This window comes from Acinetobacter sp. LUNF3 (assembly GCF_022699605.1).
GTDB lineage: Bacteria > Pseudomonadota > Gammaproteobacteria > Pseudomonadales > Moraxellaceae > Acinetobacter > Acinetobacter johnsonii.
The window spans coordinates 1,625,327-1,652,270 of sequence record NZ_CP093968.1 but is presented as its reverse complement, the minus strand read 5'-3'; the positions used below and the strand labels follow the sequence as shown (position 1 = coordinate 1,652,270).

General features: G+C 39.2%; 25 protein-coding genes. 17 read left to right on the top strand and 8 right to left on the bottom strand.

What is annotated here, in order from left to right; all coding sequences use genetic code 11:
- Positions 1-12: 12 nt before the first annotated feature.
- Together MN200_RS08070 and MN200_RS08065 are read right to left on the bottom strand one after the other, a co-directional pair.
- Positions 13-909: an ABC transporter ATP-binding protein gene (locus tag MN200_RS08070; RefSeq protein ID WP_242760495.1), complete on the bottom strand. Its 897-nt coding sequence runs from the start codon at positions 907-909 to the stop codon at positions 13-15.
- Positions 909-1,853, bottom strand: a complete 945-nt coding sequence (locus tag MN200_RS08065) for an ABC transporter permease (protein WP_058951964.1) — start codon at positions 1,851-1,853, stop codon at positions 909-911. Before MN200_RS08065 ends, MN200_RS08070 begins: the two co-directional genes overlap by 1 nt.
- Before the next feature lie 185 nt (positions 1,854-2,038).
- Between MN200_RS08065 and MN200_RS08060 the strand changes: the two genes are divergently transcribed.
- The 8 genes from MN200_RS08060 to MN200_RS08025 all read left to right on the top strand — a co-directional run bounded on the left by MN200_RS08060 (position 2,039) and on the right by MN200_RS08025 (position 7,147).
- The gene (locus tag MN200_RS08060; protein WP_004693046.1) at positions 2,039-2,407 is read left to right on the top strand and encodes a hypothetical protein; all 369 of its coding nucleotides are present in this window, start codon (positions 2,039-2,041) and stop codon (positions 2,405-2,407) included.
- A 3-nt stretch (positions 2,408-2,410) separates the two neighbouring features.
- Positions 2,411-2,836, top strand: a complete 426-nt coding sequence (locus MN200_RS08055) for a hypothetical protein (RefSeq protein WP_058869632.1) — start codon at positions 2,411-2,413, stop codon at positions 2,834-2,836.
- 127 nt (positions 2,837-2,963) lie between these two features.
- On the top strand, positions 2,964-3,215 hold the full coding sequence (locus MN200_RS08050) for a hypothetical protein (protein ID WP_004693049.1): 252 nt from the start codon (positions 2,964-2,966) through the stop codon (positions 3,213-3,215).
- Positions 3,216-3,248: 33 nt separating this feature from the next.
- Entirely contained in the window at positions 3,249-3,974 is a 726-nt protein-coding gene (locus tag MN200_RS08045) for a zeta toxin (protein ID WP_081313244.1), read from the top strand.
- Positions 3,975-4,447: 473 nt separating this feature from the next.
- Complete coding sequence (locus tag MN200_RS08040; protein WP_058869630.1) at positions 4,448-4,864, top strand: YeeE/YedE thiosulfate transporter family protein; 417 nt, start codon at positions 4,448-4,450, stop codon at positions 4,862-4,864.
- A 1-nt stretch (position 4,865) separates the two neighbouring features.
- A complete protein-coding gene (locus tag MN200_RS08035; RefSeq protein ID WP_058869629.1) occupies positions 4,866-5,288 on the top strand; it encodes a YeeE/YedE family protein in 423 nt (140 codons plus the stop codon).
- On the top strand, positions 5,285-6,154 hold the full coding sequence (locus MN200_RS08030; protein WP_058869628.1) for an MBL fold metallo-hydrolase: 870 nt from the start codon (positions 5,285-5,287) through the stop codon (positions 6,152-6,154). Before MN200_RS08035 ends, MN200_RS08030 begins: the two co-directional genes overlap by 4 nt.
- Before the next feature lie 219 nt (positions 6,155-6,373).
- A complete protein-coding gene (locus tag MN200_RS08025; RefSeq protein ID WP_058869627.1) occupies positions 6,374-7,147 on the top strand; it encodes an alpha/beta fold hydrolase in 774 nt (257 codons plus the stop codon).
- Here the strand turns inward: MN200_RS08025 and MN200_RS08020 are convergent, their stop codons facing one another.
- The 6 genes from MN200_RS08020 to tssH are packed head-to-tail and all read right to left on the bottom strand — an operon-like array spanning position 7,148 to position 14,730.
- Positions 7,148-8,119 (bottom strand): M15 family metallopeptidase, encoded by a 972-nt coding sequence (locus MN200_RS08020; RefSeq protein WP_058869626.1) that lies wholly within the window; start codon positions 8,117-8,119, stop codon positions 7,148-7,150.
- Positions 8,116-8,715, bottom strand: coding sequence for a hypothetical protein (locus tag MN200_RS08015; protein ID WP_004979569.1), 600 nt, complete (start codon positions 8,713-8,715; stop codon positions 8,116-8,118). The genes MN200_RS08020 and MN200_RS08015 overlap by 4 nt, the downstream gene beginning before the upstream one ends.
- 11 nt (positions 8,716-8,726) lie before the next feature.
- Complete coding sequence (icmH, locus tag MN200_RS08010; RefSeq protein WP_004979571.1) at positions 8,727-9,524, bottom strand: type IVB secretion system protein IcmH/DotU; 798 nt, start codon at positions 9,522-9,524, stop codon at positions 8,727-8,729.
- An 11-nt stretch (positions 9,525-9,535) separates the two neighbouring features.
- Entirely contained in the window at positions 9,536-10,900 is a 1,365-nt protein-coding gene (tssK, locus tag MN200_RS08005; protein ID WP_148826041.1) for a type VI secretion system baseplate subunit TssK, read from the bottom strand.
- A 5-nt stretch (positions 10,901-10,905) separates the two neighbouring features.
- Positions 10,906-12,036 carry a type VI secretion system protein TssA gene (tssA, locus tag MN200_RS08000; RefSeq protein WP_184118769.1) on the bottom strand — a complete coding sequence of 377 codons (1,131 nt, stop codon included), beginning with the start codon at positions 12,034-12,036 and terminating at the stop codon, positions 10,906-10,908.
- Between the two features lie 21 nt (positions 12,037-12,057).
- Positions 12,058-14,730 (bottom strand): type VI secretion system ATPase TssH, encoded by a 2,673-nt coding sequence (gene tssH, locus MN200_RS07995; RefSeq protein ID WP_242760494.1) that lies wholly within the window; start codon positions 14,728-14,730, stop codon positions 12,058-12,060.
- Positions 14,731-15,105: 375 nt separating this feature from the next.
- On the opposite strand from tssH, the gene MN200_RS07990 reads away from it, so the two are divergent.
- The 9 genes from MN200_RS07990 (at position 15,106) to tssM (ending at position 26,931) form a co-directional block, all read left to right on the top strand.
- The gene (locus MN200_RS07990; protein WP_242760492.1) at positions 15,106-15,756 is read left to right on the top strand and encodes a hypothetical protein; all 651 of its coding nucleotides are present in this window, start codon (positions 15,106-15,108) and stop codon (positions 15,754-15,756) included.
- 40 nt (positions 15,757-15,796) lie between these two features.
- Positions 15,797-16,300, top strand: a complete 504-nt coding sequence (gene tssB / locus MN200_RS07985) for a type VI secretion system contractile sheath small subunit (protein ID WP_125273829.1) — start codon at positions 15,797-15,799, stop codon at positions 16,298-16,300.
- Positions 16,293-17,774: a type VI secretion system contractile sheath large subunit gene (gene tssC / locus MN200_RS07980; RefSeq protein ID WP_004693079.1), complete on the top strand. Its 1,482-nt coding sequence runs from the start codon at positions 16,293-16,295 to the stop codon at positions 17,772-17,774. The genes tssB and tssC overlap by 8 nt, the downstream gene beginning before the upstream one ends.
- A 46-nt stretch (positions 17,775-17,820) precedes the next feature.
- On the top strand, positions 17,821-18,324 hold the full coding sequence (locus MN200_RS07975; RefSeq protein ID WP_004693082.1) for a type VI secretion system tube protein Hcp: 504 nt from the start codon (positions 17,821-17,823) through the stop codon (positions 18,322-18,324).
- A 66-nt stretch (positions 18,325-18,390) separates the two neighbouring features.
- Positions 18,391-18,867 carry a type VI secretion system baseplate subunit TssE gene (gene tssE, locus MN200_RS07970; protein WP_010326723.1) on the top strand — a complete coding sequence of 159 codons (477 nt, stop codon included), beginning with the start codon at positions 18,391-18,393 and terminating at the stop codon, positions 18,865-18,867.
- Positions 18,868-18,879: 12 nt separating this feature from the next.
- Positions 18,880-20,688: a type VI secretion system baseplate subunit TssF gene (gene tssF, locus MN200_RS07965; protein WP_242760490.1), complete on the top strand. Its 1,809-nt coding sequence runs from the start codon at positions 18,880-18,882 to the stop codon at positions 20,686-20,688.
- Positions 20,652-21,650, top strand: coding sequence for a type VI secretion system baseplate subunit TssG (gene tssG / locus MN200_RS07960; RefSeq protein ID WP_058869619.1), 999 nt, complete (start codon positions 20,652-20,654; stop codon positions 21,648-21,650). Before tssF ends, tssG begins: the two co-directional genes overlap by 37 nt.
- On the top strand, positions 21,643-23,082 hold the full coding sequence (locus MN200_RS07955) for a hypothetical protein (protein ID WP_058869618.1): 1,440 nt from the start codon (positions 21,643-21,645) through the stop codon (positions 23,080-23,082). The genes tssG and MN200_RS07955 overlap by 8 nt, the downstream gene beginning before the upstream one ends.
- 90 nt (positions 23,083-23,172) lie before the next feature.
- Positions 23,173-26,931 carry a type VI secretion system membrane subunit TssM gene (tssM, locus tag MN200_RS07950; protein ID WP_171333659.1) on the top strand — a complete coding sequence of 1,253 codons (3,759 nt, stop codon included), beginning with the start codon at positions 23,173-23,175 and terminating at the stop codon, positions 26,929-26,931.
- The last annotated feature ends 13 nt before the right edge of the window (positions 26,932-26,944 follow it).

Sequence of the window (26,944 nt, the reverse complement as noted above, 5' to 3'; positions counted from 1 at the left end):
TAGATCAATGAGTTACTTGTGCGTACTAACTTGGGTCATACGTGGAATTTTGGGTAAATCTTCCAGTGCTGGATCAAGTTCTTCTTCTTGTGTATGTACTAAGAAATCGACTCGCTCTCGAAGTTGCTTAAAGGCAGGGCTGGACATCAGTTCAGTGTTTCGTGGACGGGGTAAATCTACTTCAATAATTTCTTTAATTTCCCCAGGATTGGCTTTAAGCGCTACGATACGATCAGCCAGTAAAATAGCCTCATCCATATCATGGGTTACAAAGATGATGGTGATATCAATGTTTTGCCATAGGTCCATCAGGTGTTTTTGCATTTTTTGACGGGTATGCGGGTCAAGCGCACCGAAAGGTTCATCCATCAGTAAAATTTTCGGTTCATTGACTAAAGCACGGGCAATCGCAACACGTTGCTTCATCCCGCCAGACAGTTGATGCGGATATTGGTTTTCATACTTCTCTAAGCCAATAATATTGATCCATTCTCGTGCAGCCGCTTCAGCTGAGGCATGACTTGCACCTTTCATCAGTGGACCAAACATCACATTTTCTTTAACCGATTTCCAAGGAAATAAGGTATAGCCTTGAAATACCATGCCTCGCTCTGGACTAGGGCCTGAAATGGGCTGTCCATCTACTAGCAACTCACCACTGCTATAAGGGTCTAGACCCGCAACAACACGACTAAAGGTCGATTTTCCACAACCAGACGGGCCAATCACACAAATAAACTCTCGCTTATGAATTTTCAAATTGAGCTGATTTAAAATCGTGCGTGAGTTTTTACCATGCTGAAAAACTTGACTAAGTTGTTTGGCCTCTAAAATGACAGGACGTTGATAAATGTGATCAAAATACTTACGAGCATTGAATTCCGGCGTTCTTATATCTATGGTTTTCATTATTTTGCTCCCGCTTTCCATTTAAACAGATGTTGTCCGAGCTTCATTAAAATCACATCACAGACCAAGCCAATCACGCCAATAATCAAAATCGCAGCATAGACATTGTCAAAGTTCTGGTAGCGTGCTTGCTGGGTAATAAACCAAGTGATCCCTGTGGTGGTGCCAATCAACTCAGAGACAATCAAGTAGGTCCAAGCCCAACCCAGCAAAACACGTAAATCACGGTAGATATCGGGTAAGGCCGCTGGAATGACCACGTGAAACAGACTTTTTGCTTTATTCGTCCCTAGGGTATAACCCGCTTCAATCAGCCCGCGGTCCACCATACGCGTAGTATTGGCAATAATCAGAATTTGCTGAAACAGCGTTCCAATCACGATGATGGCAATCTTTGGTGCATCATTAATGCCTAATATGGCAACAGCCAATGCACCAAAGGCAGGCGCAGGTAGGTAGCGAAAAAATTCAACAAAGGGTTCAGTGAGCTGGGAAATTTTGTTGGAAAAACCACATAAAATCCCCAATGGAATACCAACGAGTGATGCAATAAAGAAAGCACTAAATACAATCTTGATACTGTGCCAAAGACTTTGATGAAACCATGGTGCATCGGCTTGAGCTGGTGGTGTCGTAAATGCCGTCACTAAGGCTGTCGCAACTTGATGAGGTGCTGGTAAATAAATGGGATTGACCAAATTACCTTGTGGCGGTTCAGTGCCTGTATTGACGGCATTTTGCGCTTCTACATAGAACACACTTTTGTCTACACGGCTACCGACTTGTAAAAAAGAGACACTGCCAGAGTTGGTGATTTGTACCTGAGGATGCCAAATAAAGGGTAAATAACTTACAGCACACCAAATGAGGATTGGTATTAAAAATGATCCAAAGCCCAGCAATATTTTGCTTTGAGGACTGAGTTCTCGTGCGACATAACCCATAGTTGCTTAGCCCCGATATTACTTTTTTTATAAAACGTAATACTGTCAAGCAAAATGAATGCCACATTTGTAGGGATATTGAGTGTTCACCTGTGTACTAATTGTTTAAATAAAAACAGCCTTTGACCTAAATATGTTTTAAAATGCGCTATCGATAGATTGACGCTCAAAAGGGGCTGCATCGCATGGCACAAAAGTCACAACAATCTGCATTGAATGAATTGATTGCAGAACAAAAACTACTTTGTGAAGAATTTGACTCGGCTTATGTTGAAGTAAAAGGTGATGATGTCGTTGCTGTTGCTGTGCATACTTTGAATCAAGAACCCATTGTTGGTTTACGTAAAAAACCAGAAACTGAAGAGAATGTCGCTTGGTTTATCTATGGTGGTGAATTGGGTGAAGGCCAAGACTTTTTTACAACCATGACTGTACGTGAGTTACAAGATATCTTGCCTGATGTACTTCCATACTTGGCTTTAAGTGAAGGTTATCGTTTTATGATTGATGGCGATGACTATGAAGACGTTTGGAAAGAAGGCGATGAGTCTTAATACATGAAAAAACAGACATGGACGTTGCTTAGTCTTTCGTTATTTTTATCATCGTTTCTATCAGCCCTGAGTTATGCAGAAACAACGAAGCTAACTCAGGCGCAGTATGATCAGAAAATGGCTGAATATACCGCAACGGTGAATTCGACTAAAACCGTTTTAGATGCAAAAGATAACCAAGCAACTGCAACAGAGATGAAAACTGCATTTTGTCAGCGTATGGATGCTTATCATCAAATTGCTGCGCTGTCCAAGGCCAATATTGAGTTAAGTACAGCACCTGTAATGTTGATGGTGGCCAACCGTTATCTTGAACAGCAAGAGAAAAGCTTAACTGATAGCGGAATGAATGAAAGTGCTTTTTGCCCAACGGCTAAAGCTTTAAAACTTGAAGATACGAAACGAGTCAAAAGTAAAGTAACTCAATAAGACAACACGGAATTAGCGTAGATATTAAAACCTAATTTTTTGTTTCAGTGTGCTGTATAAATAGACAATGTCCTCGATTGTGTTAAGATAAATAAAAATCAACCATCGTTTGAGTAGGAGTTGGTGTATGGCAGCTTATACCGACATTAAAGTAGGCAAATATGAGGATGATATGATTCCTAAACTTGCCATTCATGCTTTTCATGATGCTTTTCAAAAAGCAACCACTCGTTCGTCTGTAGTTTATGCAAAAGCTGAACAGTTGGTTGAACGCGATATTCATGGCAATGAAACTGTTTTACAAGACTTAAGTCATGCTTATGTCGATGTAGGCGTTTTACCGACACTGACACGTAAAAAGAAACACGCGACCGTATAGATTGATATGCCACCTCGACAACCTAGAATAAGAATGTTTGCAGGGCCGAATGGTTCTGGTAAAAGCACTGTTAAAGATTACCTCTTGCCCCAACATATTGGGGCATATTTAAATGCAGATGAACTGGAACAAAACTTAAGACAGAGTCAACGCATTGATTTATTGCATTATCATCCTTCCTTAAAAGCTTCAGAGTTGGTCACTTTTCTAAAAAGTAAGAAGCGTCCTCAAGCGGGACAGTTTGTGGCCTTACTTGCACATGAGCCAATTGTGCTAGATGAATGGAAGATCGAGTTTAAAACCGAAGAAATTGATTCTTATCTCTGTGCACGCATTATTGACTATATCCGGCTTGAGTTTCTGCGCTTAAAAGTCAGTTTTACTTTTGAGACGGTCATGTCACATATCTCTAAAGTTGAGTTTCTCCGAGAAGCGAAACGTCAGGGTTATAAAACCTATCTATATTATGTCTCAACAGTAGACCCACAAATCAATATTGCCCGAGTCAAGTATCGTGTCAGTGTGGGCGGCCATCCTGTTCCTGAGCAGAAAATTATTGAACGTTATTATCGTAGTATGGATCTGCTCATGCAAGCCATAGATTGCTGTGATCGAACCTACTTGTTTGATAACTCTTCTGACGGTATACAGGCGTCTTTTCTTGCAGAAATAGAAGCAGCTGAAACCTTAAAAATGAATGCCGCTGTGTCTAAGCTCCCAATATGGTTTGCAGAGCGCGTATTATCAGAATTCCAATAAACTGCTCAGAAAAAGAGCAGATTATTTTATCCTTTTTCATGTGTCTGCCCGCATAAAAAAATATTCAAAAGTCGTAAATGTGTTTCATAAACTGAGAATAATGATCATGATGTAGAGATGTTCCTCTAACTCTATTCAGTTTCTTTAAATGAAAACTATTATGAAATAAAACGAGATAAGTTAAGTATTTCTAATCTAAAAAAGAGCTGAATACAAAATCTCTCGGGGATATATTCAAGCTTTTTACGTTATTGTGAAGAATAACTATGTAAAAGAAATGCTTTAAGGTGTTATCTAAAAGACTAAAAGCTTCGAGAACGGACGGGTAGTGCCATTCAAATATCTAAAGCTAGATGAAAGACCCCGTAGACAGTGGTCATAGACGTGCATAGCATCGATAGATACAAAGGGGGCTTGATTATTTTTTAATTAAATATATTATAAAAATATATATTATATTAAGGTGCTTACCAATGCATGATTTTGCGTGGTCTTTTATAGGTGGAATATTACTCGGCATCTCCGTCGTTGGATATTTATATACCAATGGGCGGATTGCGGGAATTAGTGGTCTGGTCTCACAAGTTTTAAACTTAAAAGGGATTATAAATACGCCTGCACTGTGGTTTTTATTGGGCCTGTTCATTGTTCCGTTTATATATGCCGCTTTTGTTCAGCCAGAGATCTATATTGAAGCTACACCTTTCATGTTAATTATTGCGGGCGTATTGGTCGGCTTTGGAACTCGCTTAGGATCTGGTTGTACCAGTGGGCATGGTATTTGTGGTATCAGTCGCTTATCCAAACGTTCAATCATCGCTACGATGAGTTTTATGTTCACAGGCTTTATCACTGTGTATGTCGTCCGTCATATGCTTGGAGCAATCTAAAATGAAAAATGTTTGGGCATTCATTTGGGGTGGATTATTTTCAATTGGTCTCATGCTTTCAGGAATGTCGAATCCTGCGAAAGTGATTGGCTTTTTAGATATTCTCGGGCAGTGGGATGCCAGTTTAGCTTTTGTGATGATGGGTGCAATTGCGATTGCATTTATTCCTTTTCAAAAAGCTGTACGTCAGCCACATCCACAAACCTTTTATGGTGAAGCCATACAACTTCCTAAAAATACGAAAATCGACAGAAAACTGATCTTGGGAAGTTTGCTATTTGGTATAGGCTGGGGAATTGCGGGAATTTGTCCTGCGCCGAGTTTTACTTTGATTGGACTTGGTTATTATCAAGCGATCTATTTTATAATTGCGATGTCTGTCGGTGTGCTGCTACATCGTAAAGTGATGGAGAAAATGCCATGAAGCAAACCGCGCAAGTAAAAGCATTCTTTGATTCAGTGACCAATACGTTTAGTTATGTAGTGAGCGATCCAGACACTCAGCGCTGCGCCGTGATTGATAGTGTGTTGGACTATGATGCAGCATCGGCAACGACCAAAACAGAGCAGGCCGATTTAATCATTACTTATATTCAAGAAAATAGCCTAAGCGTAGACTGGATTTTAGAAACACATGTTCATGCAGATCATCTAAGTGCTGCACAGTATTTAAAGCAAAAACTAGGTGGAAAAATTGCGATTAGTCATAAGATTGAGATCGTACAACAAACTTTTGGTGAGATTTATCACTTAGATATTAAAAGTTTAAACGCTACGCAGTCCTTTGATTATCTTTTTGCAGATCACGAGACATTTTTAATAGGCAACATAAAAGCATATAATATTCCGACACCAGGGCATACACCTGCGTGTCTCAGTTATGTCATTGGTGATGCTGTTTTTGTGGGGGACACTTTGTTTATGCCTGACTATGGAACGGCACGTTGTGATTTCCCAAAGGGGAGTGCGGCGACTTTATTTGACTCGGTGAAGACTTTGTACACATTGCCAGATCAAACGCGGATGTTCTTATGTCATGACTACTTACCCGAAAGTCGTGATCAATACCAATATGAGACATCGGTTTATTCGCAAAAGCATGAAAACATTCATATCAATATTACAACGGAAAGGGTCGATTTTGTCGAGATGCGAAATCGCCGTGATGCAACGTTAAGCATGCCAAAATTGATATTACCAGCAATTCAAATCAATATGTTTGCAGGCAAGTTCCCTCAACCAGAAGACAATGGTATTTCTTACTTAAAAATTCCGCTGAATTATTTTTAAAATAGAAAGGTAGCAAGACTTAAGGTCTTAAGCATTTTTTCACTTGCTTAAAATCTGATCTGATATTAAACAGACATGTACATCATGCCTTTAAATTTAGCCTAAGTAAGTATTTCACTCAAAATAGCCTAAGCAAAATTGAGCTGAATATAAAAAGTCATTTGATTTATTTCCATTAAAAATTCAATATCTATAGCAAGCAAATAAAGTAAGTTTCATATGATCTTAAATCATCAATTTCATCAAAATGAGCAGCCAGCGGCAAAAACACTGGTCTTTGTTCACGGTTTATTTGGCAGTTTAAGCAATTTAGGGATGTTGGCACGAGAGTTTTATTCAAGCCACCATGTATTACAGGTAGATGTACGTAATCATGGGTTATCGTCACATTCCAATGTTATGACTTATGAAGTCATGGCAGCCGATCTAATTGAAACTTTAAATGAACTCAATATCGAGCACTTTTCTTTGGTCGGGCATTCGATGGGTGGAAAACTGGTGATGAAAGTGACCGAACTCGCAGGAGATCGACTAGATCAACTGGTGGTATTGGATATTACGCCTATTGCTTATAAAGAAAATCATCATGAGCAAATTTTTAAAGCGCTCTTTGCAGTACAAAAAGCAGATATTGAAACACGTCAGCAAGCTATAGAAATCATACGTGAATATCTCAAAGAAGAAATGGTTATTCAGTTTCTCTTGAAATCTTTTAGCAAAGGGAAGTGGTTGTTTAATGTAGATGCACTGTATCAGAACTATGCCCAAATTCTGTCATGGGAAAATATAGAAACATGGCATAAGCCTGCATTATTTATACGTGGTGGAAACTCACCTTATGTAAAAAAGCCAGAATATATAGAAGCTATCCAATCGCAGTTTTCTCAAGCCCAGATTCAGACGGTTGCAGATGCTGGACACTGGTTACATGCAGAGAAAACTGCGCAAGTTCTGCAAATCATCACTCAATATTTGAGTCAGCCTTCAACCTGATTAACTCAAATTCGCAGCTGAAAGTTGTCCTTCAGAGGTCAGCTTTTCAGCCATTTCCGCAGTTTTCTTTAAATTCGGCATTCGATATTCAGTATGGCCATAGTCTTGGATCGACTTCCAACGCCCGCCCCAAGTTAAACCTACAGATTCTGCAACTTCACCATAGAGCTGATAGCCACGCATCGCCCATGGATCTCGTTCAGAAATAACGACTTTTCCATCCCGCTTAAATGCGACATCCGCCGCCAAGCCAAATTGGTGATAGCTCTGATAACCACGAGCCAAAGTCGTATTTTTATTGCTGGCTAAAGAATTCTGACGCTGCGGGCTACGATAGCCTTCCAGTAAAACGAGTTCATATCCATGCTGCTCACGCATTATTTTAAATACCATCAGTAGACGTTGTTTATAGCGTGGGTTCATTTTGTGCCACTTACGGTCAGCCGTTGCTAAATTGTCATGTGAATGAGTAGTTGAATGAACATCCTGAATACTTGGATCGTAATTCAAAGCACTGGCTTGAATAGAATTATTATTAAGATCCGCTTGCTCAAGCATACTTGCTTCAACTATGGCCGCAGCAACTAAGGATTCTTCGATTTCAGGTGGCGGAGACAAAATTTGTCCATCAAGTAGGGCATAAATTTGTGGATCCGATTGTCTTAAATAATCCGCTTCGATTTTAGTGGGTGTGACTGGACTGGTAAAAGCAAACATTAAGATGCTAGCAAATAAGAATAGACCCGCAACCAATATCCACCACTGTTGAATATGCCAATGCGATTGCAATTGCTCGGGCGCAGCAGCATGATTTATATGCTGTGCAAAATGACGAGCGGATTGAAATCTTTTTTTTCCTTGAGGAATTAACCCGACAAAAAAGCCAGCAAATTTTGCTCTGAGTTCGTAGGATAGTGCCAAACCTAGTCCTAGTGCCAGGATTAGAAAAAGCGAAAAAAGAGCATAAATCATAGTCTGATAGTAGCTGGCATTGGGGCTTCGACGGTACGAGTTGTAATTTTGGTTTGTACACTACCTGTGGGAGATTCTTCGGATTTTTCCACAGCCTGTTCTGCTTTGGTTACTTTGTCGTGATTTTTATCTTTCGGTGCGGCCGAACTTTGCGTTGACGAGTTTTGTTTCTTATTTTCTTTTGGTAAGGGCTGCGGACTAGCACTCTTCATCGATGGTGCAGCAACTGTTTCGGTTGGACGAAGAAAAGCTTTGCTTAATTCATCTTCTTTGGGTTGAGGAAAATCAGCAGGCGGCTCAGTTACATTTGAAGGTTGAACACTTTTAGAAGGGATGGCTTTAGTCGCTTCAAAAATAGCTTCGGGTTCCCGCGTCGGGGCTTCATTATCGACTGAGGGTTCAGTGACATCCACGCTAGAACTTTGATTAACCTGTCTTGAATCATTTTTTTGTTGTGCAAAAAAATAAGTAAAACCAAGAGTGGCCATCAATACGACACCACCCAAAAAACCACCAAACGCATAGAGCATAGGTGAAATATTTTTCTTTTTTGTAGACGTCAAAATTTTGACTGAAGTCCGTTTTTCATGAGCCATGGAGTTAGTTCTTAGGGTAAATGAATAGTAATATGTGCCTGTTCTGTTGGCGTAGAAATGACATTTTCATATGTGGCTAAAGAATTCGTACTTTGCTTTGATAACATATAGCGCAAGCCCGCAAAGGATAAGAGTGCGAATACGATTAGAAAAAGTAAAATCCAGTAAAAAGGAAGCTCACGGTGAATCATGTGTTTAATTTGATCGGGGAGCGATGCAAAAGGAGAAAAGGCCGCCTTTTTTCCTTTTAAGTAGTCGATTTCATCGCCTACACGTGCCACCAAATGGTTTAAATTTTCTATAGATTCAATGCGATATCTACCATGAAAACCCAGAAGCATGCAGTAATGATAAACTTCAAGTGCGGCTAATCGACTATTACCTTTACGGCGTAACTCTTCTAAAATTTCGAAAAAACGATAACCCGCAAGTTGCGAGCCAAATAAACTAAGCTGTAAGGGACTGATTAACCAACTATTTTGTAGCTCGAAAAATTGTGCATCTTGCTGAGTCACAATGGTTTCATCTAATAATGCACAGTAAGCATATTTAGCATCTTGAATATCATCTGATGAAAATTGTAATTTTCGGGCTTGGTTTTCAAAGCGATTGAGTAGAGCAATAATTTTTTCGCGGAATTCCGTTGCACTACTCGGTATATATTTGTTTTTCAATAAAAATACAATATAAAAACCATCATGGAGTAAGTCGACCAAGTTGGTTGTGCTGGTGGCTTTGGCGGTCATGGGCTGAGAAATTGAACCAGTTCCAATTTGTCCATCATCAAAAAGTGAAGGGGCATTATTCATGATTCATTTCCTTAGCCATTCATCACAGCAATCAATTCAACAGCAATATCTTGGAAACCTGCCGGAATATAAATACAAATCGACTCGGCATCCAACATGCGTTGGTATAAGTCATTATTTGGTTCAATTTCAAAGTAACTCACACCAGATCGCACTGGAATAGCGGTTGGAACCTGCATTAAATGATGCAAAGGAACTGCAGGTAGTGCGGCGATGACGCGTTGTTCAACATCTACGGTATTGCCCACTTTAAATCGTAACGGAACCAATTGAATTAGTTCGTGACTTTGCATCATGCTGCTAGAAACAGCCAAGTAAAGTCTTGAATCTCGAGTAATTTTGTCTGACTCTAAACTGCCTAACCAATAAGATGGTCGTGTTTCTTTCAATTGGATACTGATGTAGCGGTTTGAAATAATCGTATCTAATAACTCACGTAGAATGACATCGAGCTGACTAAAACTTTCTTGTAAATTATGGTGTTGATAGCGAGGTAAATGATCAACCTCATGAGCCGTTGAAAAGGTCAGTAATGAGCCTATTAAACGTAATAATTCAAAAAACAGTCGCTCTGGATGGATATGCGGATATTGCAATAAATGATTCAACGTCGCGTGTGCTGTGTTGAGTGCATTGACCAACCAAAATGACACAATGTCGCCAGAGCGAAACTCAATCAGTTTTTGCTCATTTTCTCGATTATTACTTTGAATGGTCTTAATTTTCGCTTTGATGACATTTAAACTGCGTTTCAAACTCGAGATAAGATTTTCAGAAGATTCAATATGCAAGATAGGCGGAATAAAATGACGATCAAATTCAAATTGACCTGAGCTTTGACGTTTAATTTTTGCTAAAGCTAAATACAAAAAACCATCCAGTTCTTGATTCGGTTCTACGTTCGCCTCTAACAAGCGAAACTCTGCACGGCGGCGCAATAAGGTGATATCTGCTGCAGTTGCATCTGTAAATAAATCGTGGGTTGAGGTCAGATAAGAGTGGTAGCGACCAAACTGTGCACTATTTTCAGCGCTCACATTTTTCTTATTGGCTTGTACAATCGGCAAGGCTAAATAAACCAGGATTTCGCCACGTAAATTCAGTTCATCTAATAACACTGGCTCTGGCAGCAAATCACGTGTTGGCGCCTGATAAATTTCGCCATCTTGCCAAATCATACTAATACTTTCGAGTGCCAAGATATGTGTGTGTAACTGGGCTTCATCAAATTGAATATTTTGAATGCCATAGGCAAATGGAATCGTGGAACGAATGGTATGATTCAGACGTTGTTCATGATACGCATCTTGTAATTGAAAATGTTGAGGACGTAAAAATAGACCTTCACCCCAAAGTATTTTTTCTGCTTTAAACATTTAGATTACCAGTCGCTTGATTCATTTGCTTGTTGCACGCCCAGTAGTTCTTGGACGTTATGCAGTGGATTTTCGTTTTTAATGACTTGATTTAACCATTCATGTAGTGGCATCTGACTCCACTTGATGGTTTTCTGTAACATATAGCTTACGGGACTATGCGGTTCATTGGCTTGGAAATAGTCAGAAATTTCTTGTAATACCCGCATGGCTTGTTCACGGTTTGCCAAGTGATTTTGCGGTTGAACCTGAAAGCCTTTGGATGGATGGACGGTGTTCATGTCAATCTCTTGTTCTTTGTGCTGAGTAAATGAAAGTGCCTGTGTTGTTATCGTTGCGGCAGCAGAAGACTCAGACGTTTGTGTCGCCATTACAGGTTGGGTAAAAACATCGGTTTTATAGAGCTTTTTTAAACTGGTGTGGATGTCTTCAAGCTGAGTATCAATAGCAGCAAAGCTTGGTGCATCTAAGCCCATTAAGGTATCTAATACACTTTTCAAAATTGACCATTCAGCCAGAATCGCCGAAAAATGTTGATAGTTCTGATATTGAAATGATTTTGATGTATTGAACAAGCTCTGCTCAAATTGTTCTAAAATCTGAGAGCTATTGGTATCATCTGTATAACTTTCGACTTGTTTCAACAAATGGTTTTTTTGTCTCAGTAAGGCTTCATAATCACTGAGTGAAAATGCAGGAACATTCACGATAGCGACTTGTTTAAGCAGTGGAATCAAATGATTAATTGAGCCTTGCAATAAACCTAGACGTTGATCTAAATCTTCTTCTTCAATTTCAGGATGAAGTTGTGTCCAATACTCATTTAACGTCCGGTGCATAAGCTCTAGGGCTTTTGCGGTGCCTTCGAATCCGTATAAATTTGACCACGCTTCAAGTAACCAGCCCAATAAGCGTAAATCTTTTGATTTTCCCGTGAGAAGCTCGATAGATTTTTGTTCAACGAAATGCCAGTCTGCTTGCTTGGGTTCAGCGACCCAGTCGCCTTGATCAAGTAATGGATCATCCTGAGTTTTTGCGATTTTGATAGCGTGGAATTCATTGGAAAAAGACAAGTCTTGTCCACATGGTTGATCGCTTGAGATAGGAGACAATAAAGGCTCGATTTCTAAGCTCATAATTTTACACTCTATATTCTATTAAACTTGATTCGCTTTATTTTTAGCAGGATGTCGTTTCTTTTTAGCCGTGGTCTTTTCGACAGGGTCTAAAACATAAGTAATTTCATCATCTTTGACATCGATCTGAATGACTCTAGGCAAATGATCTGCTGCCAAAGCCATCAATATTTCTGTGGCTAAAGCAGGCAATATACTGGCATTCAAAATGTGATCAACATTCCGTGCGCCGCTATCGACTTCCGTGCAGCGACTTAATAACAATTCTACCAGTTCCTCTGAATATTGAACTTTGCTTTGGTACTGCTTCTCAAGGCGAGCGGTTATTTTCTTGATTTTATGATGGATAATTTGAACCAGTAAATCATCATGCAGTGGGAAATAGGGAACGATACGCATGCGCCCTAAAAAAGCAGGTTTAAATTGTTTATATAAACTTGGTTTTAACTGCTCAGCTAGGCTTTCTGCTGTTGGCCACTCCTCAATCGGTTGATTCAAACACGCCTGCATAATGGCATTCGAACCTACATTCGAGGTCAAAATAATGGTGGTATTCTTAAAGTCGATGATTCGGCCTTCACCATCCTCAAGCGTACCTTTGTCGAAAACTTGATAAAAGAGTTCTTGAACATCGTTGTGTGCTTTTTCAATTTCATCCAATAAAACCACACTATAAGGATTGCGGCGAACGGCTTCAGTCAGCACACCACCTTGACCATATCCCACATATCCAGGTGGAGCACCTTTTAAAGAAGAAACGGTATGTGCTTCTTGATATTCAGACATATTAATAGTGATTAGGTGGGATTCTCCACCATAAAGCTCACTCGCCAGCGCAAGTGCGGTTTCGGTTTTACCGACACCACTTGGCCCCACCAACATGAACACGCCTTGCGGTTTATTAGGATCATCCAATTTTGCTTTAGATGTTTTAATCCCCTGAACCAGTTGATGTAGGGCAGAGTCTTGTCCCATAACACGCTCAGCCAGTTTGCTTTCTAGGCTGAGAATCTGTTTTATTTCATCGTTCACCATATTGCCCACAGGAATACCGGTCCAGTCTGAAATAATTTCATTAATGATTTGTGCATTAACGCGCTCAAACACTAAGGGATTCTGGCCTTGTACATTGCTTAATTCTTCACGAAGCGCAGTAATCTCTTCTTGAGTGTTGTTAGCAGTTATATCTTGTTGGCGTTGTTTTATCTGTTCAACAAGCGCTCTTTCTTTTTGCCACTGCGTTTGAGTGTATTCAATTTCGCGCTCAAGCTGCGCTAGTTTTTGCTTCAAATCGTGCAAGCGCTCATGATGAATCGGTAAATTTTTATGTTCATTTTCTAAAATCTCATATTCAAGTTTGAGATTATGTTGTTGAGCAAGTATCTGATCTAACTTTACAGGTTGTGCATTCTGAGTGAGTGCTACACGCGCTGCGGCTGTATCCAGTACACTAATTGCTTTGTCTGGGAGTTGACGACCACTAATATAACGATGTGAAGAGTGTACGGCTGTGATGATAGCTTCATCATCAATATTTAAATTAAAATGATTGGCCATGACTGGTAGCATGGCACGTAACATATCGATGGCGACATCTTCGGTTGGTTCTTCAACTTTAACGACTTGAAAGCGTCGACTGAGCGCTGCATCTTTTTCAAAATATTGTTTATATTCAGCCCATGTGGTTGCTGCAATGGTACGTAACTCACCACGAGCCAGTGCGGGTTTTAATAGATTGGCAGCATCATTTTGGCCTGCTTGACCTCCTGCACCAATCAAAGTGTGAGCTTCATCGATAAATAAAATTATAGGATGCGTGGCAGACTGAACCTCTTGAATCACTTGTTTCAAGCGATTTTCAAATTCACCTTTTACGCTGGCACCTGCTTGTAATAGTCCCATATCAAGCGTATGCAGCTGAACATTTTTTAAAGCATCAGGCACTTGGTTGTTCACGATTTTTAGTGCCAAACCTTCAACGACAGCCGTTTTTCCTACACCCGGTTCACCAGTTAAAATGGGGTTATTTTGGCGTCGACGCATTAGGATATCGAGCATTAAACGTATTTCAAACTCACGACCGATAACAGGGTCGATAAGGCCACTTTGTGCCTTTTGGGTCAGGTTAATCGTATATTGATCAAGTGCTGGCGTTTTGTTTTTAGCCAGATGTTGTGCTGGTTCAGTGCTTTCGCTTGGCGCTGGTTTCTGTAAAACGTCTTGTTCGATACTGTTTGAGCATAGGTCTAAAAATTTATGTTTCATTGTATCGATCGGGAACAGTTCAAACTGGCTTGAAGCGCGCAATGCCATTTGATGCAAATCTGGTGCTGTTAAAAGTGCTACCAAAATATGACCTGTTCGAATGACAGGATTTTGTTCGGCTGAAGCAAGTAACCACGCTTGCTCCAATAAACGAATTATGGATTGAGCAAATATCGGGGTGCGAGTATTTCCTTTAGGCAACTGGGAAAGACTGAGTTGTAAATCCTTAACTAAAAAATCATGGGAAATTTTATATTTTTCAACCAATAAGTGGAGATCATTTGGCTCTTGTTGTTCTAATAATTCAAGAAAAAAATGCTCAATTTCGATTTCATAATTTTGTTGATTAATACAACTATTTGCAGACTTCTCTAGAGCAACACGCGCATGATTAGATAGCTTCTTAATTAATATTTTAAGGTTATTCATATGTAACTCAGTCATGCTTTATAGCAAAGTTTTTACAAGACAAATATGCCAATGGCTATCTGTGTTTTTAGTGTAAATATAAAATTATTTATAAATTAGCATTTTACAAGCCATTATAAATGCTATTTGGCGGGTATTTTATATATATGCCATCATAATACACAAATGAAATTTAGATAAAAAAGAAGATATATTACAAAAAGCAAACACAGTTACTTTTGAGTAACATTTCTTCCCTTGACTTTAGGTGCCATATTTTTGTTAAATCCAAGCGCATTATATAAGCAGAAAGTATTTACCTAGGGTGTGTATATTTTAAATCGAAATTACTGATAATAATTTTAATTTTTTATTCATAAAGGTTTGAGGCAAGTTTTGAAAAAATATTATTTAATTTTACCTACATTCGTTTTATTAACGGTGACACCATTTGCTTTTGCAGCGGCAGAAGAGGGTATTAGTTTAAAAAATAAGTGTATTAAAGATTACCCATTGGTAAATGGTGAAACTGATCACGATTTACTAAGTTTATATGCACAGATTTGCGATAGTAAAAATAAAAAAAATGATGAGCTAAAAAATAAATTATTGGTTCAAGCTGCAAGCCGTTATCAAGAACTCGGGAAAAGTTATAAAGCACTTCAACTGGTTGAAGAGTTAAATGCGCGAAATATTAATCATACATCATTAACAGATACTCGGTTTTTAGCTGGCGTTTCGATTGCAAATACGGCGTTAAATCATATGCGTCAAGAAGAAATGCGCTATTTATCTGCAGATTTAACTTATCCACCTGCTAAAGAGCTGTCTAATCTTGTTCGTAATTCTTTGCCAGCGCCAGATACGAGTGATGCAAAGGCTGTGGTGATCAAAGCACCAAAGAAAACCACACGTAAGACTGCGAATTCAACCAAACAAACCACAAAGAAAACAACGGCTCAGGTGGCAAAACCCAAAAAAGTTGAGAAAGTACAATCAACAGAAGTGGCGAGCAAACCGAATACAAATCCCTTCAATTCACTTTAAAAACTTTCATTTTTGAAATAATAAAAAACAGGATTTTCATATGGCTAAACGTGAAAGCGTCCAAAAAAAGTTACAGCGTATTCGACCACCTCGGGTGCAACTGACTTATGATGTTGAAGTTGGTGATGCTAAAGAAATCAAAGAGTTACCTTTTGTTGTTGGTGTCTTAGGTGATTTTTCCGCGGCATCTGAAATAGAAAAAAACAAGCTCAAAGACAAAAAATTTATTAATGTTGATTTAGAAAACATTGATGAAGTCATGGAGTCCTTAGCACCGCGTGCTGCCTATCAAGTTGAAAATACATTGACTGAAGATGGTGGACGTATGTCTGTTGATTTGACCTTTAAGTCGATGGAAGATTTTCGTCCAGAAAATGTGGTTCAGCAAGTGGATCCATTGAGAAAATTAGTGGAAGCTCGTGAACGTTTAACTGATTTGCGTAACAAAATTTCGAATAATGAGCGCTTAGAAGATCTACTTGATCAAGTTCTGCAAAATACAGATCAAGTACGCAAAATGAGTGTGGAGGCTGAAAATGAATAATGCCCAATCCGCTGCAGTTGCTCAAGATACTACAGAAGAATTTACGCTTTTAGATTCAATCGTTGAACGTAGTCGAATTGCTCGAAATGAAGAAGAGCATGATCGAGCGAAAAGTTTAATTGGCGAACTTGCTAAAGAAGTGATGGCGGGGACGATTACTGTTTCAGAAAATATGACATTATCGATTGATAAGCGTATTGCTGAAATTGATGCACTCATTTCAACGCAGCTCAGTAAAATTATCCATGACGAACAATTTCAAAAAATTGAATCGACATGGCGCGGTTTATATTACTTTTGCCAAGAAACGCCATCTAATCCATTGATTAAGATTCGTATGTTGAATACAACGAAGAAAGAATTAATCAAGGATTTTCAAGGCGCAACGGACTTTGATCAAAGTACATTGTTTAAAAAGATCTATGAAGAAGAATATGGGTCATTTGGTGGTGCGCCATATGCCACATTAATTGGCGATTTCGAGTTTGATCGTACACCTTCAGACATGTATTTGCTGGAACAAATTTCACATGTTGCTGCAGCTGCGCATGCACCCTTTATTTCTGCAGCAGATGCCAACATCCTTGGATTAGAATCCTTTACGGATATTGACCGTCCGCGTGAAGTATCCAAAATTTTTGAAACCGCTGAATATGTCCAGTGGCGTTCTTTCCGAGAAAGTGATGATGCACGCTATGTTGCATTAACAATGCCACGTGTATTGGGTCGTTTGCCTTATCACCCTAAGGAAGGTACAGCGACTGAAGGCTTTAATTTTGTTGAAGAAGTCTCTGGGCAAAATCACGATGAATATTTATGGATGAACGCAGCCTACGCTTTTGGCACGCGTTTGACCAATGCTTTTGATATGCATGGTTGGTGTGCTGCCATTCGTGGGGTTGAAGGTGGTGGCTTGGTTGAAGGGTTGCCTGTTCATACCTTTAAAACCAGTGATGGTGAAGTTGTCTTTAAATGTCCAACTGAAATTGCCATCACTGATCGTCGTGAAAAAGAGCTCAGTGATCTTGGCTTTATTCCTTTAGTGCATTGTAAAAACACGGATTATGCTGCATTTTTTGGTGCGCAATCGACGCAGAAACCTAAAAAGTATAATAGCGATTCTGCCAATGCAAACTCTGCTTTATCTAGCCAAATTCAGTACATTATGGCCGTTTCACGTATTGCACATTATTTAAAAGCCATGATGCGAGACAAAGTTGGAAGCTTTGCTTCGGCTGGAAACATTGAAACATTTTTAAATGAGTGGTTGGCTCAATATATTTTGCTTGATGACGGGGCTTCACAAGAGGCGAAAGCGCAATATCCGCTGCGTGAAGCATCTGTCAAAGTTGTAGAGAACCCAGCACAACCGGGGCACTACAAATCTGTGGTTTTCTTAAGACCACATTTCCAGTTGGATGAGTTGTCAGTATCACTGCGACTTGTTACTGAGTTACCTCAGTCCTCAAACTAATTTGAGTGCCAACACATAATAACTTTAGAATAGGAAAAGATTACAAATGAAAGACATATACGTACAGTTCAGAGGTAAATATAAGGTCGATGGCGAGTCGCGTGATACAGAGCACCAAGGCTGGTTAGAGGTGAACTCTTGGTCGCACAATATTCGTCAGCCAAAGTCTGCAACATCATCAAGTGTTGGTGGTCATACGGCAGAACGTGTTGAACACTCAGACATGCTTTTTGTTAAAGATTTGGATGCAACCAGTCCAAAACTTTGGGAAGCATGTTCAGCGGGTTATACCTTTGATGAAGTACAAATTGATTTTTATCGCGCAAATGGCGATAAGCGCATCAAGTATCTACAAATTAAATTGAAGCATGTTTTGGTTTCAAGTGTTACACCAACAGTAAGTGAAGAAGGTGTTCCGCTTGAAGGATTTGGTTTGAAATATGCTGCTGTGGAATGGACGTATAACCAGCAAGATATTAATGGCACACAAAAAGGTGCTGTGACCAAGAAATGGTCTCTATCAAACAATACTGCATCATACGCTGCATAAAAATAACTGAAAAAATAAAGGCTAACCAACGTTGGCCTTTATTTATGCGAGATGATTTTAATCAACATGAATCTAGATCAGCTTTATCCCTATGGGTTTAGAAAAACGCTATTTGACCGATTACTACCGACCACTGAACAGGACCGATTGGGGATGTCTCTTCAGGAGCTACGTGAATCCGTCGCGACCGACTTAGAAGATTTGTTGAACAGTCGTATGGCGAATTTTAATGATTCAATTGATGCTTTTCCGTTGGTAAAAAAGTCCATTGTTCAATTTGGAATCATTGATTTTGTTGGATTATCGACTGCGAATCCGACCGATCGCGATAAAATTTGCCAGTCGATTGCAGCGTCTATTACAGCGCATGAGCCGAGACTAAAACAAATCAAAGTCGAAATGTTGCTCGATGGGCAGAATATGGGGGCTTTGTGTTTGAGTATTCAAGCCTATTTAAATATTCATCCTTTATATGAACCCGTCATTTTTGATGCTTTGCTCAAACCGACAACACAACAATATGTTATTTCTGCAAGAGCTTAATGGGGCTGATTTGTGATTGAAGAATTATTACCGTACTACGAAAAACAATTACAAGAATTTGGGCAGCAGTCCCGTGAGTTTTCGCAAAAATACCCAAAAATCGCTCAGCGTTTATCCTTAAACCAAGAGCAAGTAGATGATCCGCATATTGAACGCTTAATTCAGTCCTTTTCTTTAATTGCAGCAAGAATTGATAAGAAACTGGCGGACAGTTACGACATCTTTACCCGGTCTTTATTTGAGGTGATGTTCCCTCAATACCTCAAACCATTTCCTGCATGTACTGTGGTCAGTTTTGAAGACTTAAATAAATGTAAACAATTAACTGACGCTCATCTCATTCCTAAAAATACTGCAATAAAATCAAGGAGTTTTAAAGGTGTACAGTGTGAATTTAGCACTACACAAGAACTAAAGTTATTACCCATTGAACTTAGTCACCTTAATTTTAAAACCAATTCTAGTGCGCATATGCATTTAAATCAAAATGCAACGCTTAGCTTAGGATTTAATATTTTTAATCAGGCACATCGAATTTTAGAAAAAGAAAATTTGCCTATTTATTTGGATGCGATATCCAATTTTCCACTACAAGTTTTGGATGCTGTGTTCCAGTCGAGTACAGGATTTTCATTAAAGGTTGGTCATCGCGTCATCGACATCCCAAATCCGTTTAGTATCATGGGTTTTGCTGAAACGGAAAGTCTGTTGCCCTTGGATCAACATACACATCATGCATATCGGTTGTTGATGGAATATTTCTGTTTTTCTGAAAAATTTAACTTCCTCAATATGAACTTAGGTTTTTTAAAATATTTAGAAAAAGAACAAAATCAGTTTGAAATTTTGATTCATCTTAAACTGAATTTAAATGATCAGGTCAATATTCGAAATTATTCTGAGTTTAATATCGCAAACTTTAAATTATATGCAGTACCAGTTATCAATTTATTTAAAAAACAGGCTGAACCTCAAAAAATTAATCATCAACAACTCGAGTATCCTTTAATTACCGATGCTCATCATCCTGAGTTTTATCAAACTTATTCGATTACCAAAATGCAAATGATTCGTGAAAAATCGAATAAAGATCAGACTACCTTTGAAATTTATCCATTCTTTGCGATGAGTCATTATCAAAAGGATGAGACTCAGTTTTTTTATAGTTTGAATTCGGCACAGCTACAAAATAAATATGTTGAAACAGGTTATAGTATTATTTCAAAACATTTATCACCTGAAACAACCAAATCTGATTTTATCAGTACGCAATTATTATGCTCCAATCGTGATTTACCCCATGAGGCATTGAGCCAAGCCAACAATATATTAAATCTGAATGACAGTAGTCTGGCACGGCGAGCTGTGGTTTTAAAAAGACCGAATAAACCCTATTACTTTGAACAAAATAAAAAAGAGCAATGGCGGATCATTTCGCATTTATCATTAAATACTTTATCTCTCACTAAGGGCGATGCTCTAAGCCATATTCAAGAACTACTTGAACTCTACAATTTGCCTCAGCTTAAAGAAAACCACCTTATTATTAATGCGATTCAGTCGGTTAATTTTGAATTAAAGCAAAAGATGGTAGATGCAAAACCATTCCCACTGTTTATACGAGGGTTGAAAGTAAATCTAGGGATAGATTCGAAAGTGTTTCGAGGACATAGCTTATATATTTTTAGCCAGTTGTTGTCGCATGTCTTTAATCTAAAAGTCCAGATGAACAGTTTTGTCGATGTTGTTATTTCAGATGCTCAATCTCAACAGGAGTTATACCAATGCGTGCAGAACGTTGGTGGCAAGACACTTCTATAGTTGATGTACTGATTGAACAACCGAACGCTTTTGAATTTATTCAGGCCACGCGATTATTACGTCATGCGGAAGCTCCCCATGCCCAAAAAGAAGGGGATTGGGCAAAGCAGTTTAAGTTTCATAGTTCACTGAATCTCAATTTCCCGAATGCCGAAATTGAGAGTTTGACCCTTGACGAAGAAAAAATTTACTTAACCAACTTAATGATTGGTTTAACTGGGATTCAGGGCACCTTACCGTATAGCTATACCAATAAAATTAAACAAAGTGCGCGTATACAACGGAATGAAACACTTCATTTTTTAGGTTTATTTAATCACAAGCTCACGGCGCAATATGTGGATGCATCTTTAGCTTACCATTTACCGATTCGCTATGAGATTGAGCAAGAAAACCATTACCTCGATATTTTGCATGCACTAAATGGCTATGTGAGTGCGCAGCATGAGCAGCAGGATTTAGATGATTATTTTGCTGAATTCGCTGGATTAATGCAGGGGCAAAATAATACATCACATGCGCTAAAAACCATGCTGAGTTGTGTGTTTAAGCAACCCTTTAAGATTAAAGAATTTGTTGAAGAGATTTTTCACTTGTCCCCTGAACAAAGAAGCACACTTGGGGGCAATAATCAATTGGGTATTAATACCTTTTGTGGAGAAAATATCCGTCAAATAGATGGAAAAATTGAAATAGAAGTTGGCCCCGTCTCATACACCGAGTATTTAAAATTTTTACCCGATCAAGCTGAGAGTATAAAACTTAAACGATTACTTGCAAGCTGGCTCAGTCCAACGCTTGGGGTGGATTTAAGAATCATCCTGAGGAAAGAGGATATTCAACCGATTCAGCTGAGTTCAACGATGACCATTGGTTTATCACAAGGCGTTTTTTTAATGCCGATGCCGACCGAACACAATCACGAAACCTGTTATACATTGATGGGGATGGGGCATGCTTAAGCTCTTTATTGGTACTTTGAGCAGCTTATTGTTGCTTGTCGCAGGAATCGTCATTTTTTACTGGCGTGACATTCAGTATGACCCAACTGGGGCAGACCTGCTTAATTATTTACTTCTATTTCCACTGATTCTGTGCGTAATTTTATGGTCTCCAGTATTTATTTATCATGGTATTAAAGCTCACCAAAAGCGCAAAGAGCAACAAAAACAAGCGCAAGTAGAGCAGCATCAGGATGATGAGAACCAAGATGAGAAACAACAGGCTGAAGCTGTTGAAGTTCAGTGGTTAAACCTGAATATTTATTCCTCGTCTGCATATAGTGCCTTTGGGGAAAATGACGAGATTCTTGACGAGATTAAAAAATTTAAAAGCCCAGAGCTCGATACGCAATTACAAAATGCCTATGGCTTACCGATGCTGTCTTATCGCATACATGCACTAGATCATGTCATTACAAATCAGGACGATGATGAAGTCGTTGATCATCCGCGCCATCTGCGAATTCAAGCCCTGATCGAGCATCAACTAGAGCAACATGCAGAAACATTGTGGCAAATCTCGCAGCATTTAAAGCAATCGGCCTTATTTTATGACAGTGAATTGGCCTATGAGTATCGTATGCATCCGGCATGGATTGATCCTACGAGTGAATATGATAGCAATGAACCAGAGGAACAACCTGATGTGCAGCAGGTTGCTAAATTAAACCGTATCAATATACATATGCTGCTGCCTGAATCAATGTTACATGTTTGGAATGAAGAACAAAGCAGTGGTGTCGTACAGGATTATTTAAGTTCACTGGGCGTGATTACGCAGCAAATTCATCTTGAGCACCATTATTTCAGTCAAGAAACAGCTTATAAAGATTGGATACTGTTATTGGAGCAAATTTCTCAGCAGTCAGAGGAAATCACGTTCATCCTGAATGTAGATTCTGAAATTGACCAAGAACTGCTCGATGAAAAAACATGGTTAACCGACCATTACTTGCCTGCTGAATATGCCTCTAGTTGGTGCTTAGCATCATCTTCTTTACCATTATTTGATATCAAACCCTTAAAACAACTCAAGATTGCACTAAACGAGGCCAATCTTGCCAATCATTTTGCATCCCCACCGATGAAGCCATTAGAACAATTTAAAGATATTCAGCCTTTTGTGCTGATGCTCGATGATATTACAGACATTCAAACCATGAAAAAACTTAACCAAATTTTTGATCGAAGTGGGATTGAATCACATCACTTCATTCATACCAAACAAAGCTTTGGACATACGCAGCATTTGGCCAAAGTATTTGGATTTATGTTAAGTATGCATTTGCCTGATGAGTTGATGGCAATGATTTATAGCATTGATCAAATGTCTACACATTGTTTTCTACATGCGTGTGAAGACAGTAATATCCCTGTAGAACCAACCATTTAAATTAAAAAAGAATAAGAGAGTATTGTGAATTCTTTATTTTATAACGTCTTAGGTTATGTTTGGCAGTATGTGAGCAACCCTAAAGCTATTATGGCTATATCGGGTTTTGTCGCACTAATGGCCATGTATAACGTCATTCCAGCCAAAATCTTTTGGCCTTTAATGATTTGTTATGTATTCGGGTTGATGCTGTGGGGGATTTATTTACTCATTGTACGTCGTCGACATGCTGCACAAGGTGAAGCTCTTGCCGATGCCATTGCACATGACACCAATGCAGAATATGGCAAACAAAAAAACAAAGATGAACTTCATTTGATTCAGCAACAAATGAAAGAATCTATTCAGTTGATTCGAAAATCAAAACTGGGGGATAAAAAGGGCAATGCTGCACTCTACGAGTTGCCATGGTATATGGTAATTGGTAATCCTGCTGCAGGTAAAAGTTCGGCCATTTATAATTCGGGTTTAAAGTTTCCTTTTGAAGAAACTCATCAAAAATCAGTTTCTGCTGGATTAAGTGGAACGCGTCATTGCGACTGGTTTTTTTCAACAGAAGGCGTGTTATTAGATACTGCGGGTCGTTATTCCGTTTATGCGGAAGATCATTTTGAATGGTTAGGTTTTTTAAATATCTTGAAAAAAAACCGCTCAAAAGCACCAATCAATGGCTTGATCGTGATTGTCAGTATTGCTGAGTTAGTGAGTAACAGTCCAGAAAAGTCGATCAAACTGGCAAAGAATTTACGTGCACGAATTCAAGATCTTACTGAGCGCTTAGAGGTTTTTTCACCTGTTTATTTGGTCTTCTCTAAAATGGATCTGATAGCAGGCTTTACTGAGTTTTTTGAATGCTATGAAGTCGGTGAGTTTGATCAGGTTTGGGGGGCGACACTGCCTTATACAACCGATGGGGCTAATAATGCTGTTGAATTGTTTGAAAAACATTATTCCATCTTATATGACGGTTTAAAAGGCGTCAGTACGACACATCTCAGCCGTCGACACTCGCAGAATATTTCTCCAAGTGTCATGACATTTCCTTTAGAGTTTAAGAGCTTAAAGCCTGCGTTAAAGACATTTATCGGCACGCTGTTTGAAGATAACCCTTATCAATTTAAACCTGTTTTCCGTGGCTTTTATTTCACCAGTGCACTGCAAGAAGGCATTATTGAAAGTCCAATGACCGAGCAAATTGCTCAAGACTTTTTATTGCAAAAAGGTTTAGACAATGAAAATGGCATTCCAACGCGCTCAGTTTCGCAAAACCATGGCTATTTTTTAAAAGGTTTATTTTCTGACATTATTCTGAAAGACAAGAACCTCGTTAAACAACATATTAACCCTAGCCGAAAGCGTCAGCGTTATATTGCCTTTGTTGCCGCTTTATTTGGTGTGGCTATTATTCTAAGTCTATGGGTGTGGTCTTATCGGAATAATCAGCAATTGATTGCAGACGTACAAGCCGATTTAGACAAAGTTGTTTTACTTGAAAAGCAATCGGGCCAAGAGTTGTCTACACAACTGAGTGCACTCTTGATTTTACAGGAGCGTATGCAGCAGTTGGACCAATTTGAAGAAGATCGTCCTTTAAAGCTGGGTTTTGGTTTGTATCAGGGAGATGAGCTGCGGGAGAAGTTAAAAACAGAATATTTAAAAGGTGTTGAGCAAATCGTCTTGATTCCAACACAACAAAATATTGCCCAATATCTACAGCGGGTGAAAAGCAATGAAGAAAAATTGCGTACAAACCACGCAAATGTAGAGCTGACACCTGTTGCAAAAACACAGCAATATTTAGAGCCTAATGATGCAAATCCACAAGATGCATACAATGCTTTAAAAGCCTATTTAATGATGGGCAATACTCAATATATGGATGCAAGTCATTTAAGTGATCAAGTCACACGTTTCTGGCGTTCATGGTTGGATAATAATCGTGGTCAAATGCCTCGCGGAGAAATGATCCAGAAGGCAGAGCAAATTTTGTCGTATAGCATGACTTTAGCTAGCGATCCTAAATTTCCTGTACTCAGCTCAGACAGCTTAGTGGTGGATCAAACGCGTCAAGTTCTTCTGTCTGTTGTTCGTGGGATGCCTGCACGAGACCGTGTTTATAATGAATTAAAAATGCGCGCGGCTGTTCGTTATCCAGCATTAACCATAAAACAAATGCTTGGTGATGCCAATCAAAATGCAATCTTAGGCAGTTATGCCTTACCGGGTATGTTTACACATGCTGCATGGTCAGAATATGTTGAACAAGCCATCGATGAAGTTGCAAAACGTCCTACGGATACCAAAGACTGGGTACTCAACAGCACACAGTCGGATGACTTATCATTTAGTGGTAGTCCCGATCAAATCCGTAAACAACTCACAGAACTCTATAAAAAAGAATATATTGCAGAGTGGCGAAAATTTTTAGGTGCGATACATTATGCCAAAGCTAAGGATTACGGACAACAGGCGAGCTTTGTCCAAGTTTTAGGCGAGCCTGAAAACTCACCCATTCGTAGTGTTTTTGATCGCGTTGCCAAAGAAACCAGTTGGGACAATCCAGTCGTAATGGCGGAGCTGGCAGCGCCACAAACAGGTTTTGTGGCTTGGTTTAAACGCAAAGTATTAAGACGAGATGAAACTCAGCTTGATGCCAAAGTCATGAATCAAGCGCAAGGCCCGATTTCTAAAGAATTCCAGATGTTTTATCAGCTGGTGCGTAAGCGTGATGATCAACAAAATAAGTCTTTGCTTGATGAATACATGCAATCTTTAGCGCAAGTTCGAAGTAAATTCAATGACTTGAAAAGCTCAGGGGATATTGGACCATCTGCGATGAGTTTAGTTAAGTCGACCATTAATGAGCAAAACTCTGTTTTTAATACAACGCAGAAGCTGGTCGATGAAAAAATGTCTGTGGGCTTGTCTGAGGTTGATCAGAAACTGCTCCAAAAGCTGTTGATGTCGCCACTGACACAATCATTTGAAAGTTTAATTCTCCCCGCACAAGATGAGATGAATAAGCTATGGGTTATGCAAGTCTACCAACCTTTCAACACGAACCTGAGTAAAAAATATCCTTTTAACTCTTCAGCGACACTGCAAGCAACCAGCAATGAAATTAGCCAAATTCTTGGCGAAAATGGCAGTATTGCGCGTTATGTCAAAGAGTATCTTGATCCACTGGTTATTCGTCGTGGTTATACCTTGACTTCTAAGACATGGAAAGATTTAGGGATTAGTTTAAATCCACAATTTGTAATGAATTTCCAAAGCTATGTTGCGCCAAGTAATGGCATGGCAACTGGAACATTAAATCAAGCCTCATCTGCACCTGCAGCTACGGCACAATCCAATTTTCAATTTTACCCAATTGAAAATCCTAAGTTTTTATCCTATACCATTGATATTGATGGACAAAGAATGCTTTATGAAAACGGCATTCAACAATGGGTGAATTTTGTATGGCCCAATGCTGGAGCAATTCCAGGCGCGCGTATTACAGCCATTGATTTAGATGGGAAAACGCATACGATTTTTGAGGCGCCTGGTGAATATGGCATTAATCGTTTAATTGACGGTGCTGAGCGAACGCAACGTGGCGGAAGCTATGAAATGATTTGGAGAAATCAGCAAAATCCAGAGCTTGCAGTAAAAGTCAATTTCCGTTTAATCAGCGGAGACGCAAATGGTGGAGTAGGCGGGCAGCGCAGTTACAATGGCATGCAACTGGTCGATCAAATTGTCACCAATAAATCCGTACGTGTGGTGGCAGCGCAAACCACACCTTCAGCAACTGTTGCAAGTCCTAAAGCTCCAACATCGGGGATACAGGAGTCTCGTTTATGATTTCTCGAAAGTG

Bases quoted from the DNA above. Each gene is read 5' to 3' on its own strand.
- tssC (WP_004693079.1), top strand. From the start codon at position 16,293: ATGAATAATGCCCAATCCGCTGCAGTTGCTCAAGATACTACAGAAGAA.
- MN200_RS08025 (WP_058869627.1), top strand. From the start codon at position 6,374: ATGATCTTAAATCATCAATTTCATCAAAATGAGCAGCCAGCGGCAAAA.
- MN200_RS08030 (WP_058869628.1), top strand. From the start codon at position 5,285: ATGAAGCAAACCGCGCAAGTAAAAGCATTCTTTGATTCAGTGACCAAT.
- tssH (WP_242760494.1), bottom strand. From the start codon at position 14,730: ATGAATAACCTTAAAATATTAATTAAGAAGCTATCTAATCATGCGCGT.
- MN200_RS08065 (WP_058951964.1), bottom strand. From the start codon at position 1,853: ATGGGTTATGTCGCACGAGAACTCAGTCCTCAAAGCAAAATATTGCTG.
- MN200_RS08055 (WP_058869632.1), top strand. From the start codon at position 2,411: ATGAAAAAACAGACATGGACGTTGCTTAGTCTTTCGTTATTTTTATCA.
- MN200_RS08020 (WP_058869626.1), bottom strand. From the start codon at position 8,119: ATGATTTATGCTCTTTTTTCGCTTTTTCTAATCCTGGCACTAGGACTA.
- icmH (WP_004979571.1), bottom strand. From the start codon at position 9,524: ATGAATAATGCCCCTTCACTTTTTGATGATGGACAAATTGGAACTGGT.
- tssK (WP_148826041.1), bottom strand. From the start codon at position 10,900: ATGTTTAAAGCAGAAAAAATACTTTGGGGTGAAGGTCTATTTTTACGT.
- tssB (WP_125273829.1), top strand. From the start codon at position 15,797: ATGGCTAAACGTGAAAGCGTCCAAAAAAAGTTACAGCGTATTCGACCA.
- MN200_RS08045 (WP_081313244.1), top strand. From the start codon at position 3,249: ATGTTTGCAGGGCCGAATGGTTCTGGTAAAAGCACTGTTAAAGATTAC.
- tssG (WP_058869619.1), top strand. From the start codon at position 20,652: ATGCGTGCAGAACGTTGGTGGCAAGACACTTCTATAGTTGATGTACTG.
- MN200_RS08050 (WP_004693049.1), top strand. From the start codon at position 2,964: ATGGCAGCTTATACCGACATTAAAGTAGGCAAATATGAGGATGATATG.
- tssE (WP_010326723.1), top strand. From the start codon at position 18,391: ATGAATCTAGATCAGCTTTATCCCTATGGGTTTAGAAAAACGCTATTT.
- tssA (WP_184118769.1), bottom strand. From the start codon at position 12,036: ATGAGCTTAGAAATCGAGCCTTTATTGTCTCCTATCTCAAGCGATCAA.
- tssM (WP_171333659.1), top strand. From the start codon at position 23,173: ATGGCTATATCGGGTTTTGTCGCACTAATGGCCATGTATAACGTCATT.
- MN200_RS08035 (WP_058869629.1), top strand. From the start codon at position 4,866: ATGAAAAATGTTTGGGCATTCATTTGGGGTGGATTATTTTCAATTGGT.
- MN200_RS08015 (WP_004979569.1), bottom strand. From the start codon at position 8,715: ATGGCTCATGAAAAACGGACTTCAGTCAAAATTTTGACGTCTACAAAA.
- MN200_RS08070 (WP_242760495.1), bottom strand. From the start codon at position 909: ATGAAAACCATAGATATAAGAACGCCGGAATTCAATGCTCGTAAGTAT.
- MN200_RS08040 (WP_058869630.1), top strand. From the start codon at position 4,448: ATGCATGATTTTGCGTGGTCTTTTATAGGTGGAATATTACTCGGCATC.
- MN200_RS08060 (WP_004693046.1), top strand. From the start codon at position 2,039: ATGGCACAAAAGTCACAACAATCTGCATTGAATGAATTGATTGCAGAA.
- MN200_RS07975 (WP_004693082.1), top strand. From the start codon at position 17,821: ATGAAAGACATATACGTACAGTTCAGAGGTAAATATAAGGTCGATGGC.
- MN200_RS07955 (WP_058869618.1), top strand. From the start codon at position 21,643: ATGCTTAAGCTCTTTATTGGTACTTTGAGCAGCTTATTGTTGCTTGTC.